The sequence below is a fragment of the Bacteroides sp. BFG-637 genome, assembly GCF_024793605.1.
Taxonomy (GTDB): domain Bacteria; phylum Bacteroidota; class Bacteroidia; order Bacteroidales; family Bacteroidaceae; genus Bacteroides; species Bacteroides vicugnae.
On record NZ_JANUPD010000002.1, the window covers coordinates 3,810,107 to 3,825,063 of the forward strand.

General features: G+C 35.1%; 13 protein-coding genes and 3 pseudogenes. All 16 read left to right on the forward strand.

Annotated features, from left to right (window positions below):
- Window positions 1-89 precede the first annotated feature (89 nt).
- The 16 genes and pseudogenes from NXX38_RS14630 to NXX38_RS14705 all read left to right on the forward strand — a co-directional run bounded on the left by NXX38_RS14630 (window position 90) and on the right by NXX38_RS14705 (window position 14,950).
- Window positions 90-671: a UpxY family transcription antiterminator gene (locus NXX38_RS14630; RefSeq protein WP_032846245.1), complete on the forward strand. Its 582-nt coding sequence runs from the start codon at window positions 90-92 to the stop codon at window positions 669-671.
- Between the two features lie 22 nt (window positions 672-693).
- Window positions 694-3,109, forward strand: a pseudogene (locus NXX38_RS14635) (SLBB domain-containing protein).
- Between the two features lie 12 nt (window positions 3,110-3,121).
- Window positions 3,122-4,256 (forward strand): annotated as a pseudogene (locus tag NXX38_RS14640) (chain-length determining protein).
- Between the two features lie 19 nt (window positions 4,257-4,275).
- Window positions 4,276-5,688: an undecaprenyl-phosphate glucose phosphotransferase gene (locus NXX38_RS14645; RefSeq protein WP_148365876.1), complete on the forward strand. Its 1,413-nt coding sequence runs from the start codon at window positions 4,276-4,278 to the stop codon at window positions 5,686-5,688.
- A 117-nt stretch (window positions 5,689-5,805) separates the two neighbouring features.
- Window positions 5,806-7,171, forward strand: a pseudogene (locus NXX38_RS14650) (lipopolysaccharide biosynthesis protein).
- A gap of 156 nt (window positions 7,172-7,327) precedes the next feature.
- A complete protein-coding gene (locus tag NXX38_RS14655) occupies window positions 7,328-8,044 on the forward strand; it encodes a glycosyltransferase family 2 protein (RefSeq protein WP_148365880.1) in 717 nt (238 codons plus the stop codon).
- 10 nt (window positions 8,045-8,054) lie between these two features.
- Window positions 8,055-8,333, forward strand: coding sequence for a 4Fe-4S dicluster domain-containing protein (locus NXX38_RS14660; RefSeq protein ID WP_258981956.1), 279 nt, complete (start codon window positions 8,055-8,057; stop codon window positions 8,331-8,333).
- A 38-nt stretch (window positions 8,334-8,371) separates the two neighbouring features.
- On the forward strand, window positions 8,372-8,788 hold the full coding sequence (locus tag NXX38_RS14665; RefSeq protein ID WP_258979928.1) for a Coenzyme F420 hydrogenase/dehydrogenase, beta subunit C-terminal domain: 417 nt from the start codon (window positions 8,372-8,374) through the stop codon (window positions 8,786-8,788).
- Complete coding sequence (locus tag NXX38_RS14670) at window positions 8,758-9,267, forward strand: Coenzyme F420 hydrogenase/dehydrogenase, beta subunit C-terminal domain (RefSeq protein WP_258979930.1); 510 nt, start codon at window positions 8,758-8,760, stop codon at window positions 9,265-9,267. The genes NXX38_RS14665 and NXX38_RS14670 overlap by 31 nt, the downstream gene beginning before the upstream one ends.
- Window positions 9,264-10,367, forward strand: a complete 1,104-nt coding sequence (locus tag NXX38_RS14675; protein ID WP_258979932.1) for a polysaccharide pyruvyl transferase family protein — start codon at window positions 9,264-9,266, stop codon at window positions 10,365-10,367. Before NXX38_RS14670 ends, NXX38_RS14675 begins: the two co-directional genes overlap by 4 nt.
- A gap of 28 nt (window positions 10,368-10,395) precedes the next feature.
- Window positions 10,396-11,526, forward strand: coding sequence for an FAD-dependent oxidoreductase (locus NXX38_RS14680; protein ID WP_148365884.1), 1,131 nt, complete (start codon window positions 10,396-10,398; stop codon window positions 11,524-11,526).
- A gap of 11 nt (window positions 11,527-11,537) precedes the next feature.
- Window positions 11,538-12,449, forward strand: coding sequence for a glycosyltransferase (locus NXX38_RS14685; RefSeq protein ID WP_258979934.1), 912 nt, complete (start codon window positions 11,538-11,540; stop codon window positions 12,447-12,449).
- 24 nt (window positions 12,450-12,473) lie between these two features.
- Window positions 12,474-13,118, forward strand: coding sequence for a glycosyltransferase family 2 protein (locus NXX38_RS14690; protein WP_258979936.1), 645 nt, complete (start codon window positions 12,474-12,476; stop codon window positions 13,116-13,118).
- Window positions 13,119-13,232: 114 nt separating this feature from the next.
- Window positions 13,233-13,652, forward strand: coding sequence for an NAD-dependent epimerase/dehydratase family protein (locus NXX38_RS14695; protein WP_258979938.1), 420 nt, complete (start codon window positions 13,233-13,235; stop codon window positions 13,650-13,652).
- A gap of 41 nt (window positions 13,653-13,693) precedes the next feature.
- Window positions 13,694-14,161 carry a hypothetical protein gene (locus NXX38_RS14700; RefSeq protein ID WP_258979940.1) on the forward strand — a complete coding sequence of 156 codons (468 nt, stop codon included), beginning with the start codon at window positions 13,694-13,696 and terminating at the stop codon, window positions 14,159-14,161.
- Between the two features lie 48 nt (window positions 14,162-14,209).
- The gene (locus NXX38_RS14705; protein ID WP_258979942.1) at window positions 14,210-14,950 is read left to right on the forward strand and encodes a sugar phosphate isomerase/epimerase; all 741 of its coding nucleotides are present in this window, start codon (window positions 14,210-14,212) and stop codon (window positions 14,948-14,950) included.
- Window positions 14,951-14,957: the final 7 nt, after the last annotated feature.

Here is a 14,957-nt window from a genome sequence, read left to right on the forward strand (position 1 = left end):
GTGTGATTTCTATTCTCACTGTAGTATGCGTTTCGTGTATATATTGTCTGTTACCTAAGAAGTAACGGAATAACATGGGGTAAAAAAGTATGATTTTAACAAAACCGAAATCAGTAAATGCCGGGCCTAGTAGTGGGACAGGGGAAGGCGTAGCACACTCAAAACGCTGGTATGTAGCACTCGTTCGAATGCATCACGAGAAGAAAGTTGCCGAGCGTTTATCTAAGATGGGAATTGATTCTTTTGTTCCCGTTCAGCAGGAAATTCATCAATGGAGCGACCGTCGTAAGATGGTTGAATCTGTTCTTCTTCCAATGATGGTATTTGTTCATGCTGATCCATCTGAACGTAAAGAAGTTCTAAGCTTTTCTACAGTGAGCCGTTATATGGTGATGCGTGGAGAAAGTACTCCGGCAGTGATTCCTGATGAACAGATGGCTCGTTTCCGTTTTATGCTTGATTATTCAGAAGAAGCTATTTGTATGAATAGCTCTCCTTTGGCACGTGGCGAAAAAGTTCGTGTTGTGAAAGGACCTTTGACTGGACTGGTTGGTGAATTGGTCAGTGTTGATGGTAAAAGTAAAATTGCAGTTCGGTTGAATATGCTTGGCTGTGCCTGTGTAGATATGCCTATTGGTTATGTTGAATCTGCAGACATTCATGTGGGCTAATTTTTCTAATTTGAATTGATCGATGAAAATACAAACGCTTTTTCGTACTTTTTTTCTATTTTTGATACTGGGAGTTTGTTCTCCCTTGCTGGCTCAAAACATGAGCGACTCTCAAGTTCTTGAATATGTCAAGGACGGCATCCGCCAGGGTAAAGAACAAAAGCAACTAGCCTCCGAACTGGCACGCAAAGGCGTGACCAAAGAGCAGGCAACGCGTGTGAAGCAACTATATGAGCAGCAAAACAATGTCAATGCTTCCAATGCAACAGGTACCGATGTCAATGAATCACGCCTGCGTGAGGAAATGAAAGAAAATACTTCCGATATGCTGGAAGACCACCCAAGCACTCAAGACCTCGCACGTGGCAACCAGGTTTTCGGACGAAACATCTTCAACACCCGTAATCTGACTTTTGAACCCAGCGTCAACATCGCCACTCCCTTAAGCTATCGTCTGGGTCCCGGTGATGAAGTGATTATCGACATCTGGGGAGCCAGCCAGAACACTATCCGTCAGCGTATTTCTCCTGACGGCACGATCAACATTCAGAAAATAGGTCCTGTCAACCTGAACGGACTAACCATTGCTGAAGCCAACGACTATCTCAAAAAGACATTAAACAAGATATATAATGGTCTTAATAATACGAATGATCCCACCTCTGACATCCGTCTGACTTTGGGTAGCATACGTACTATCCAGATCAATGTAATGGGTGAGGTTGTCCAACCGGGCACTTACTCCCTCTCTTCTTTTGCCACAGTCTTCCATGCGCTTTACCGCGCGGGTGGAGTCAGTGACATAGGAAGCCTTCGCAATGTGCAGCTGGTACGTAACGGCAAAAATATCGCTACGATCGACGTCTACCAATTTATCATGAAAGGAAACATTCAGGATGACATCCGCCTTCAGGAAGGCGATGTAGTGATTGTCCCCGCCTATGACGTATTGGTTAAGATCGACGGAAAAGTGAAACGCCCAATGCGTTTCGAAATGAAAAAGGATGAGAGTCTATCCACTCTTATCAGCTATGCCGGTGGCTTTGAAGCCGACGCCTACACCCGTTCCTTACGCGTCGTACGCCAGAACGGACAGGAATATGAAGTAAACACGGTCAAAGACCTTGACTATAGTGTCTATAAAATGCGAAACGGTGATGTTGTGACCGCCGAAGCCATCCTTAACCGCTTCCATCAATAAACTTGAAATCCGTGGAGCCGTTTATCGTCCCGGCATCTACCAGCTGAATGGAAAACTGAATACAGTCCGTGAACTGGTAAACGAAGCTCAAGGCCTGACTGGTGATGCCTTCTTAAACCGTGCTGTTCTCTACCGTCAGCGTGAAGACCTGACTACCGAAGTTGTTCCGGTAGACATCAAAGCCATCATGGACGGTACTTCTCAAAATATCATCCTGATGAAAAATGACATCCTTTATATTCCGAGTATTCATGACCTGGAAGACAGAGGCAACGTTGTAATCCATGGTGAGGTAGCCAAACCGGATTCTTATCCTTATGCAGATAATATGACCCTTGAAGACTTGATCATTCAAGCAGGTGGATTACGTGAAGCCGCTTCTGTAGTCCGTGTAGATGTATCCCGTAGAATTAAGAATCCTCGTAGTACAGTAGATAACGATACTATCGGCCAGATATATACATTCTCCCTGAAAGAAGGCTTTATTGTGGATGGCACTCCCGGCTTTGTCCTTCAACCTTATGATGAAGTTTATGTACGTCGTAGTCCGGGTTATCAGGCTCAACAGAATGTGGTTGTTGAAGGTGAAATTCTGTTCGGAGGCTCTTATGCTATGACTAGTCGTGAAGAACGTCTTTCTGACTTAATCAATAAAGCGGGAGGTGCAACGACTTATGCCTACTTACGTGGTGCAAAACTGACTCGTGTGGCCAATGCAAGTGAAAAGAAACGCATGGGTGATGTGATCCGCTTGATGAGCAGACAATTGGGTGAAGCTATGATGGACTCTTTGGGTGTTCGTGTGGAAGATACCTTTAGTGTTGGTATTGACTTGGAAAAAGCATTAGCGAATCCTGGAAGTACAGCAGATATTGTCTTGCGTGAAGGTGATGTAATTTCTATTCCGAAAAACAATAATACGGTTACAATTAATGGTGCCGTAATGGTTCCGAATACAGTTTCATATATAGAGGGGGAGAATATAGATTATTACCTGAATCAAGCTGGTGGTTATTCTGAAAATGCAAAGAAGAGTAAGAAATTCATCGTTTATATGAATGGTCAGGTAACGAAGGTTAAAGGTAGTGGTAAGAAACAGATTGAACCAGGTTGTGAGATAATTGTGCCTAGTAAAGCTAAGAAGAAAACTAATATTGGAAATATCTTAGGTTATGCTACTACCTTCAGTACTTTGGGAATGATGGTTGCCTCTATTGCTAACTTAATAAAGAAATAACGAATCCCTTTTATGGCTACTCTGATGGAACATGCGTCTGAAAAAGAAATAAAACAACAACAGAATATTCACAATGATGAGGAGATTGAAATCGATCTGATGGATCTTCTTCGTAAGGTTATAAGCATTCGTGAGAAAATTTATAAAGCTGCTGGCATTGGTTTGGTAATTGGCGTTATTATAGCAATCAGTATTCCTAAACAGTACACGGTTGAAGTGACTCTTTCTCCAGAGATGGGAAGTGCTAAAGGTGGTGGTCTATCTGGTTTAGCAGCCTCTTTTTTAGGAAGTGACGTTTCTATGGGAGATGGTACTGATGCATTGAATGCTTCCTTATCTGCTGATATTGTATCTTCCACTCCTTTCTTATTGGAACTTTTCACAATGAAAATACCTGTATCGAAAAATGAAGTTATGACATTGGAAACTTATTTAGATGAAGAGTCTTCTCCTTGGTGGAGCTATGTAATCGGGTTTCCTGGAATGGTAATTGGTGGAGTAAATTCCTTGTTTACTGAGGAAGATGAAATTACATCTTTCGGTAAAGCGAATCAGGGTACAATTGAATTATCTAAGATGGAGTCTATGAAGATTGAAATTCTAAAGAAAATGATAACTGCTTCTGTAGATAAGAAAACATCTATGACTTCCGTAACTGCAACTTTTCAGGATCCTAAAGTTGCTGCAGTCGTAGCCGATTCTGTAGTGAAGAAATTGCAGGAATACATAATAGACTATCGTACTTTCAAGGCAAAAGAGGATTGTCTCTATCTGGAGAAATTGTTTAAAGAACGTCAGCAGGAATATTATGAAGCACAGAAAAAATACGCCGATTATATGGATTCTCATGATAATATCATTTTGCAGAGTGTTCGTACTGAACAGGAACGTTTACAAAATGATGTGAGTCTTGCTTATCAGGTATATAGTCAGGTTGCCAGTCAGCTTCAGATCGCTAGAGCCAAAGTTCAGGAGGAAAAGCCTGTATTTGCAGTTGTAGAGCCTGCGGTAGTGCCATTATATCCTTCAGGAACTAGTAGGAAGTTATATGTTTTAGCTTTTGTTTTCCTATCAGTTTGTTTTGTTGTATTATGGAATTTATTCGGAAAAAAATCTTCTGAATAAGTTCAAAGAAGTATGTGCCTAAAATCAATCTTTAATATGATATGGTATCAACCACCAGTCAAATCAATAAATTTATAGAATTTGTAGCAGTTCTGGGAGATCTGATCATTCTGAATTTGGTATTGTTCTTTCTCCTTTTCTTTTGGGAAGAAGTATTTGTCTCTTTACCTTTTTCTTGTAGGGTTTCATGGATGATGACTTCGCTAAGTCTCTGTTATCTGGCCTGTTCGGGCTCCCGTGGAAGGGTTTGGGACAGTCGGGGAATTCGTCCTGACCAACTTGTGTTGCGTGTATTGAAGAATATTGTTGCTTTTTCCATCTTTTGGGCATGTATCATGACTTTTAGTGGAATCTCTATCTATTCTCCTCTTTTCTTTGTCGCTTATTTCTCTTTCCTCTTTGTCATTTTAAGTATTTATCGTATTATTATCCGTCATTTCCTGATAGTTTATTGTGCTAAGGGCAAGCATAGGCGTTATGCTGTTTTTATAGGAGGAGGCAATAATATGCAGGTTTTGTATGAGGAGATGGAGAATTCTCTGGCGTCTTCTCTATATGAAGTCGTAGGCTATTTTGATATTAAACCGAATGACACCCTCTCTTCGCAATGTTCTTATTTAGGTAATCCTGACGCTTTTTCAGATTTTATGTCTGCACACCCAAGCATCAAGCATGTTTTTTGTTCTTTGTCGATGGAGGAGGGGCGTTATAATTTTTCTATTATGAATCACTGTGAGAACCATCTTCTTTATTTTCATGGTGTTCCTAATGTATGTAAAGGTTTTCCTCGTCGTATCTGGCACAGTATGGTTGGTAATATGCCTATCTTGAATCTGCGTTATGAGCCTTTGAGTAAGATGGAGAACCGTATATTGAAACGGATATTTGATGTTGTTTTCTCCAGTCTTTTTTTAGTTACTATTTTTCCTTTTATCTATCTTATAGTAGGAAGTATTATAAAATTAACTTCTCCCGGTCCTGTATTCTTTAAGCAAATGCGTACAGGTTTGAATGGTGTGGATTTTGTGTGTTACAAATTTCGATCCATGAAAGTGAATGATGAAGCTGACAGTAAACAGGCTACGGCTGATGATCCCCGTAAAACTCGTTTTGGGAACTTCCTTCGCTGTTCTAATATTGACGAACTTCCTCAGTTTATCAATGTCTTTAAGGGTGATATGTCGATAGTAGGTCCCCGTCCTCACATGTTGGCTCATACGGAGATTTATGCCCGGTTGATTGATAAATATATGGTGCGACATTTTATAAAACCTGGAGTAACCGGTTGGGCTCAAACGCATGGTTTTCGTGGTGAAACGAGGGAACTTTCACAGATGGAGGAACGTGTTAAGGCTGATATCTGGTATATGGAGCATTGGACAATGTTGCTTGACTTATATATTATTTATAAGACTATAGCAAATGTGATTGTTGGAGAAAAGAATGCATATTAATGAAAAATAAAAACGATCGAGTAGCTTTAAAATAGTAAATATATGTTTACTATCTTCTTTAAAGCATAAAATGAGATGTTTAAATAACTAAGGGAGAGATTTTAGAGGAATTTATAAATGAAAATGCACTTAATAAAATTAAAATTGTATTCCAGTTTTACTAATGGATGTACACGCAGTATTACTGTAAAAAAAATATTGCAGGAGCATTGGTGTTGAAGTGTATTAGCATTTTGATTTCATTGCAAGTCGTACCATTAACTATTGATTATATCAACCCAACAAAATATGGAATTTGGCTGACATTAAGTTCTATTATTGCTTGGTTATCTTATTTTGATTTAGGCTTTGCACATGGATTTCGTAATCGTTTTGCTGAATCAAAGGCAAAAGGAGATATAAAATTAGCAAAAGAATATATCAGTACGACATATATTGTATTGTTCTTATTGTTTTCTTTTATATTATTGATAGTTTTGATAGTGAACAATTTTTTTGAATTGGAGTAGTATTTTGAATATAGCTCCAGTTTATAATAATGAACTACATATTGTTTTTGGGTTATTAGCTTGTTTCTTTTGTTTGAATATTGTAGCAAGTGTTTTTACAACAATGTTGATGGCAGATCAGAAGCCGGCATTGGCTGCGCTTGTACAGACAGGGGGCAGGCTTTTGCTTTTCTCGGTGTTTATATTTTGACGAAAATGACTTCTGGAAGTTTAAGTGCTTTAGCTGTAACTTTTGCAGGAGTTCCTTGTGTGTTGTTGATTATATTTTCTATAGTAATGTTTAATATGAGAAAATATCGTTCTATAGCTCCCTCTATTCATTGTGTCCGGATTTCTCTGACTAAGAATATTTTAGGGCTTGGAGGACAATTCTTCGTCATAATGATATCGATGTTATTTATCTTTCAGTTTATTAATATTATACTATCAAGAGTGGAGGGACCTGATGCAGTTACCCAATATAACATAGCTTACAAGTACTTTAATGTGCTTAATATGGTGGCTACGATTATTCTGACTCCTTTTTGGTCTGCTTTTACGGACGCTTACGTAAAAAGGACTATGAATGGATGCGTAGAGCATTGAAGAAGTTGGAATGTATGTGGTTATTGTGTATTCCTATTCTATGCATAATGATCTTATGCTCAAGCTTTTTATATCGATTGTGGATTGGTGATTCGGTATGTATTCCTTTATCTTTGTCTTGTTGTATAGCCGTTTATGTTTTGTTTCAGACGGGAGGTAATGTGTATATGTATCTTATTAATGGGACAAGTAAAGTTCGGCTTCAACTGATAGTTTATGTATCTGTTGCTATTGTATCTGTTCCATTGATGAATTTGTTTTGTCATAGGTATGGTATAGAAGGTATTTTGATTGTACCAACGATTACATTTGGTATACAAGCTTTAATTGGAAAAATACAAATATCGAAAATTATTAATCGTAAAGCAAGAGGCATTTGGTTGAAATAGAATAAACAAAGAAAATAGTTTTTATGCGGTGTAACTTTAGTTTCACTGTGTAAGGTATTTGATTTTTATGTATCTATTCATTTGAATAGTGGTAAATAGCTAGATTTATTTTATTAAATATCTATTATTATATAGGCATTAATTCTTTTTATAATAATGAAGAAAGTTTCAATTATTATTGCAACATATAATGCAGTAAAAACGTTGCATGTCGCATTGAATAGCGTACAGAACCAAAATTTTCTAGATTGGGAATGTATTATAGTTGATGGGGCGTCAAAGGATGGCACAATTGAAGTTGTTAAATATTTTTCAGAAAAAGATTCACGTTATCGTTGGGTATCTGAACCAGATGGAGGGGTATATGATGCTTTTAACAAAGGGTGGCGAATGGCTAAAGGTGAATGGGTTTATTATTTAGGTGCTGATGATGAACTTTTGCCTAATACTTTTAAAAGTATTTTTGAAAAACAGATAGAAGATTGTGATGTTATTTATGGCAATTATTTGACAAACTCTCAAGGAAAAGTAGAAATCATAAAATCTCATAGTAACCCCTCATTTCTTAGGAAAAACAATACAAGCCATCAAGCTGTTATTATGCGAAGAAAAGTAATAGAAGATCTAAAAGGATTTGATGAGCGGTATAATTTATGTGCTGATTATGATATATTGGTTAGAGCATATTTGAAACCATATATATTTAAATATGTTGATATTGACTTTGCTATTTTTACAATAGGAGGAATTAGTTCAAAAAGCTTGGGGACTGAAAGCTGGAATATTAGGAGAAGGAATAAAACTGTTAATTTATTTGTAAATACTTGGGTGCTGTTAAAGAGATTGCTAGTTCATTGTTTACATAATGAATGAAAGTAATATTATGAATATACAATATATAAGAAATTGTTATGGCTGTGGCCTTTGTGCTATAGCCTGTCCTAAAAGAATTATTAATATTGAATTGAATAACGAGGGGTTTTATGAGCCTAATATTACTGATATTACTGATTGTTTAGATTGTGGACTTTGTTGTGAAGTATGTGCTTACACTCATAAAGAGTTGAGTTTACAATGTAGAACACCAAAATCTTATGCTGCATGGAGTAATGATTCTATAATACGTAGTGAGTGTAGTAGTGGGGGATTGGTTTTGAATTAGGGCGTACTTTAATTGGTAAAGGTTATCATGTTTGCGGAGTGCGTTATAATACTGAGCTTGCTCGTGCTGAACACTATATTGCTACTACTATTGATGAATTACGACCTTCTATAGGTAGTAAATATATACAGAGCTATACAATCAATGGATTTAGCTCTATTAATCGCAAACAGAAATATCTTGTTACAGGTACACCATGTCAAATAGATTCATTTCGTCGTTATATTCGTAAATTTCATATGGAGGATAATTTTCTACTAATGGACTTTTTTTGTCATGGTGTTCCATCTATGCTGATGTGGCGAAAGTATATAACTGACGTAGAAAAAAAGATTGGTAAATTAACTTATGTATCTTGGCGCAACAAAAGGACGGGGTGGCATGATTCATGGGCTATGGCTATAGAGAGTGAGTTTAATAAAAAATGCCAATTGGGGGTAATAATGATGTTTTAAAATATAAAAGAGAGCATTTTTTTTATTCTCGGTTGTCACAAGGTGATAACTTTTATCGTTTATTTTTGAGTGATGCATGTCTGGGTAAAGCTTGCTACACTGATTGTAAATATAAAGACTTACAGTCTTCAGCTGATATTCGTATTGGTGATCTTTGGGGAAAAACATATTCTCAAAATGAAGAAGGCGTAAGTGCTGTTTTAACTTTTACTAGTAAAGGAGATGAATTGTTGAAATGGTGTAATTGTACACTGGTTGAACACCCGTTAGAAATTGTAACAGAAGGACAAATGAAGACTTGTCCTCAAAGAGGCTATATTTATAATAAGGCAATGGCTGTGCTTATGGATGAAAATGCAACGATTAATGATGTAGCTTCTGCGATTAAACTACCATTGAAATTAAATAATTTGATGAATATACTTAAACACCCATCAAAGCTATATAGTTATATAGTAAATAGGATGAAAAAAATATGAAGATTGAAGTTATTACTTTACATGGCGTTTGGAATTATGGTAGTGTTTTACAAGCGCTTGCTACCCAGTATTTTTTTGAACAGCTAGGTTATACAGTAGAGTTTATAAACTACAAACGTAATGATTTTCGTAGTATAGGTAATTATTTATGTTATACTTGTAAAGATGACCCATTTTGGAAATCAATTCTGAAATCATTAGTTTTACTACCTACGGTAATTCATTGGAAAAGAATGTTCGGAATATTCTGTACTAGAAATCTTAATATCTCGAAGAGAGAATATATTACTAATGCTGATTTTTATGACCATACACCTCAAGCTGATATCTATTGTACAGGTAGTGATCAAGTCTGGAATAGTACGTTAAATAGTGGTACTTTGCCACATTTTTTTCTAGATTTTGTTCCTGAAGGTAAGAAACGTATATCGTTTTCGTCATCATTTGGAAAAGAACTACTCGATGATTGGGAAATAGATGAAGTACGTCGATTGCTTAATCGATATGATTATATTACCTGCAGAGAAAGTAGTGGAGTGAATATATGTCATAGCTTGGGTTTAAAGCAGGTTCATCGAATACTTGATCCTACATTATTGTTATCAAGTAAATATTGGAAAAAATTTGTTCATAGTCGTCCAGTGAAACAGAAATATCTTCTAGTTTATCAACTGCATAAAGAGGAGGGTATGGATGATTATCTTAAAGAAATCGCATATCGTTGCCAGCTTAAAATTGTTCGTGTGTGTTACCGTTACGATGAAATTCGTAAACAAGGATATCCATTATTGATACCGACCATAGATATACTTTTATCTGCCATCTATTATGCTTCGTTAGTGGTTACAGACTCCTTTCATGTAACTGCGTTTAGTACAAATTTTCAAAAAGACTTTATTAGTGTTATACCTGCCAAGCAGTTTGGAGGGCGAATCTATGATTTACTTACTCTCACTGGTCTGAAAGCTCGTGCTATTTGTCAATTTGATGATTTTTCACCTCTTGATAATATTATTGATTGGCAATATGTAGAGCGGGTATATGATATGGAAAGAAAGACAACAACTCGTTTTTTTGAAAAAATGCTTAAAGATAAATAGTAGCAATAGATATAAAATACTTCTATATATGAAACAGCAATATGATAAAATCATAATTGGGGCTGGGCTTTATGGTTTATATTCAGCACTCTTTTGTGGAAGAAGAGGAGAGAAAGTGTTGGTTTTAGAATATGAAGATATTCCCTTTAAACGTGCTACATATATTAATCAGGCACGTGTACACATGGGATATCACTATCCTCGATCTTTTTCGACGGCTATAAAATCAGCCGGTTATTTTAAGCGTTTTAATGAAGATTATGGTTTTTGTATTCTGAATAAATTTGATCAAATTTATGCTACAAGTTCTGACTTTTCCTGGAGTGATGCTAATGAATTTAGGAAATTTTGTGAGGCTTCAAAAATACGCTGTGATGAAATTTCTGTACGTCAATATTTTAAAGAAGGCTGTTGTGATGGTGCATTTTTGACGGAAGAGTATACATATGATGCAAAAATATTATGTAGATGGTATTTAGAGCAAATCGATAATTATCCCAATATTGAGATAAAGTATTCTCAACAGATAAAAAGAATCGAGAATAATGGCGATGAATATCATTTAACAATCTCTGGTGATAAAAAAGTAAGTTCTTCATTTGTGTTGAATGCAACTTATGCGTCTGTGAACCAAATTCAAAAAATGCTTGGTTTCGAGATGTTCAAAATTAAATATGAGTTGTGTGAGATTATATTATGTGATGTAAATGATAAACTTAAAAAAATAGGATTAACAGTGATGGATGGTCCATTCTTTTCTATTATGCCTTTTGGTAAGACTGGTTATCATTCACTTACTGCTGTTACATTTACCCCTCATGTTACTTGTAAGGAATCATTGCCAAGATTTGATTGTCAGGAACGTAGTGATGGTTTTTGTTCACCTATGCAATTAGGAAATTGTAATAATTGCCCTGTTAAGCCTGAATCAGCATGGCCATACATGAGTAGTTTGGCACGAAAATATATGCGAGATGATTTAAATTTTGAATTCAATCATACATTGTATTCAATGAAACCTATATTGTTGGCTTCTGAGATTGATGATTCACGCCCTACTGTGATACGTCAGTTTTCAAATGAACCAACATTTGTTAGTGTTTTGTCTGGCAAGATCAATACTGTGTATGATCTGGATAATGTTTTAAGTAATCAATAATATAGAAGTTTATGGAAAAAAAATATAAGGAAAAGAACTTCATTTCAGCCGTTGTATATTGTTATAATGATGCTTGTATAATAAAAGAGTTTATAGAAAATTTACATAAAACACTGTCGGAGATATTTTTGAAATTCGAAATTATAATTGTCAATGATTGTTCTACCGATAATAGTTCTGATATAATAAAACAATATACTACTTATAATAAAGAGAGAGTAGTAATTAGCTTACTAAATATGAGTTATTTTCAAGGACTTGAAGCATCAATGAATGCTGGCGTAGCTCTTTCTATCGGTGACTTTGTTTTTGAGTTTGACTCAATGAATCTTGATTACGATTGGTCTATGTTGATGAAAGTATACCAACATTCGTTAGCTGGTTATGATATTGTGAGTGCCAAAGTTGAAGGAAAACCACGGTTAGTATCACGAATCTTTTATAAATTGTTTAATAGGTATGCTCATTTGCAATATAAGATCGGCATGGAGTCGTTTCGTATTCTGTCTCGTAGAGCAATTAATCGTATTCATTCTATAACTCAAAGTATACCTTTCCGTAAAGCTGCTTATGCTAATAGTGGACTAGCTATTGATGTACTAGAATATAAGCCAATTTCTAAAATATCACGTAAACCGCGTAAGGATAGTAAATCAGTTGCTATTGATTCATTAATACTTTTTACGGATGTAGCTTATCGTGTTACAATTGGTTTAGCTATTATTATGTTGTTATTGTCTGTTGGAATTGCTATTTATGCATTAGCTTATAAATTGACAGAGAATCCTGTTGAAGGTTGGACTACTACGGTTATTTTCAATTCTTTGGGTTTTGGTGGGCTTTTTTATAATTCTCGCTATGGTGATAAAGTATCTTCAGGTAATTGTCAAGTTAAATTTCAGAAAGAAAGATTTTTTATTTGAGTCTATTCAAAAATTGCAGTAAATATGAAGATGCTATCAGTTGTAATACCAGCCTATAATGAGGAAGGAAATATTGAAAATACAGTGAAATCTTTTTATCGAGAGCTGACTGCAGAACATATTGACCATGAGATACTAGTCATAAATGATAACTCTCAAGATAAAACATTGGCAGTTCTTAAAAAAATGAAAGAAGAAATTCCTACACTACGATATCTAACAAATATTGCTCCAAATGGTTATGGATATGCTTGTCAAAAGGGATTGAATAATTTTATAGGTGATTGTGTAGCAATTGTGATGGCGGATTTATCTGACGAGCCAAAGGATTTGGTGAAATACTTTCGTGTCATGGAAAGAGAAAAATGTGATATGGTTTTTGGTTCTCGATGGACAAAGAAGTCGAAAGTGGTAAACTATCCTAAAAATAAGTTATGGCTAAATCGTGTTGTAAATCATTGTATTCGTTTACTATTTGGGTTTAAGTATAATGATGTTACTAATGGATTTAAATTATTTAGTCGCGAAACTATTGAAGGATTAAAACCTTTCCTATCGGGACAGTTTAGTCTAGCATTGGAATTACCACTTAAAGGAATAATTAGAGGATATTCTTATAAAGTAATATCCAATAATTGGTATAATCGAGAATTAGGGAAAGTAATTTGAAGTTAAAGGCTATGTTTTTTAGATATACATTTATCTTGATTTATTGTATGAATGAAAGGTTGTTTTCTATGGGAGATTATAAAAAAGGTAGGTTAAATTTAGGTAGATAATGAAATGGCAAAAGTAATAGTAGGATATACAGGTTTCGTAGGAAGTAATCTCTGCGTTTCTCACCAGTTTGATGCTTGTTATAATAGTAGAAATATAGAGAATGCTTTTGGTACTCATCCCGATTTATTGATATATTCTGGAGTAAGGGCTGAAATGTTTCTTGCTAATAATTTTGCTAATGAGGATTTGGCTACAATTGAGGAAGCAATAGAGAATATTCGACGTATAGCTCCTAAAAGGATTGTGTTAATTTCAACTATAGCAGTGTATAATAAAACTTATGGCGTTGATGAATCCACTCCTATAAACAAAGAATTATCTACACCTTATGGTTGCAATCGTAGGATTTTGGAGGAATGGGTTGAACATAACTATCCTGATTCATTGATAGTACGCCTTCCGGGATTTATGGTATCAATTTAAAGAAAAACTTTCTTTTTGACATGATCCATATTATTCCTACAATGTTGAAAGAAGATAAATATGAAGAGCTTTCTAAAAAGTCTAAACTCATAGCATCTTCATATAGTATGCAAGGTAATGGCTTTTTGAAATGTTCTGTAAAAGATAAAATTATACTTTCTAAACTGAAGAGAGAATTTAAAAATCTAGGTTTTACTGCATTATCTTTTACAGATAGTCGAGGGATATATCAGTATTATTGTCTTTCGCATCTTTGGTCAGTCATAGAAAAAGCGTTGGCCATTAACATTAATGTACTGAATATTGCGGTAGAACCGATTACGGCTGCGGAAATTTATGAATATGTATATGAAGGTGAAAAGTTTGTAAATGAATTGGATAAGCCAATTGCTCATTATGATTTTAAAACTATTCATGATATAGAGTTGGGAGGTACCAATGGTTATCTTTTGGGTAAAAAAACTTGCCTTGATGAAATCAAACAATTTGTCTTGTCACAATTACTATGAGATTATCAATTTCAAATATAGCATGGAGGGGTAACAATGATCTTTTTTATGTATGAAATACTTAGATCCTATGGTTATCAGGGTCTTGAAATTGCCCCGACACGTATTTTTATGGAACATCCGTATTCGCATAGAGCAGAAGCGAAACACTGGGCAACTGAATTAAAAAATGAATATGGACTTAAAATATCTTCCATACAATCTATTTGGTATGGTCGCCAAGAGAAAATATTTGAAACAGAAAATGAAAGAAAAATATTAGTCAATTATACTAAAAAGGCCATTTTATTTGCAGAATCAATAGGATGTAAGAATATTGTTTTTGGATGTCCTCGTAATAGAGATACCGATAATATAACGGGTAATATGTCAATAGCTATTGATTTTTTTAAAGAACTGGGTGATTATGCAATAAAACATAATACTATTGTTGCGATAGAAGCCAATCCTCTCATATATAATACCCGTTTTATAAATACTACTGAACAAGCTGTTGAATTGATTTATAAAGTATCCTCGGAAGGAGTAAAACTAAATGTTGATTTAGGCACAATCATATATAATAAAGAAGATATTGGATATTTGAGACAAGTCGCAGAAGTTATAAATCACATTCATATTAGCGAACCAAATTTGAATATTATCGAACGGCGTGATATGCATAAGCAACTTTTTGCTTTATTGAAGGATATCAATTATCAGCATTTTGTGTCTATAGAGATGGGGAACAAAGATAGTATAGAAGATGTAGTCCGAGTTCTTGAATATGTAAAATCTTTGAATGTATGAGATTGAT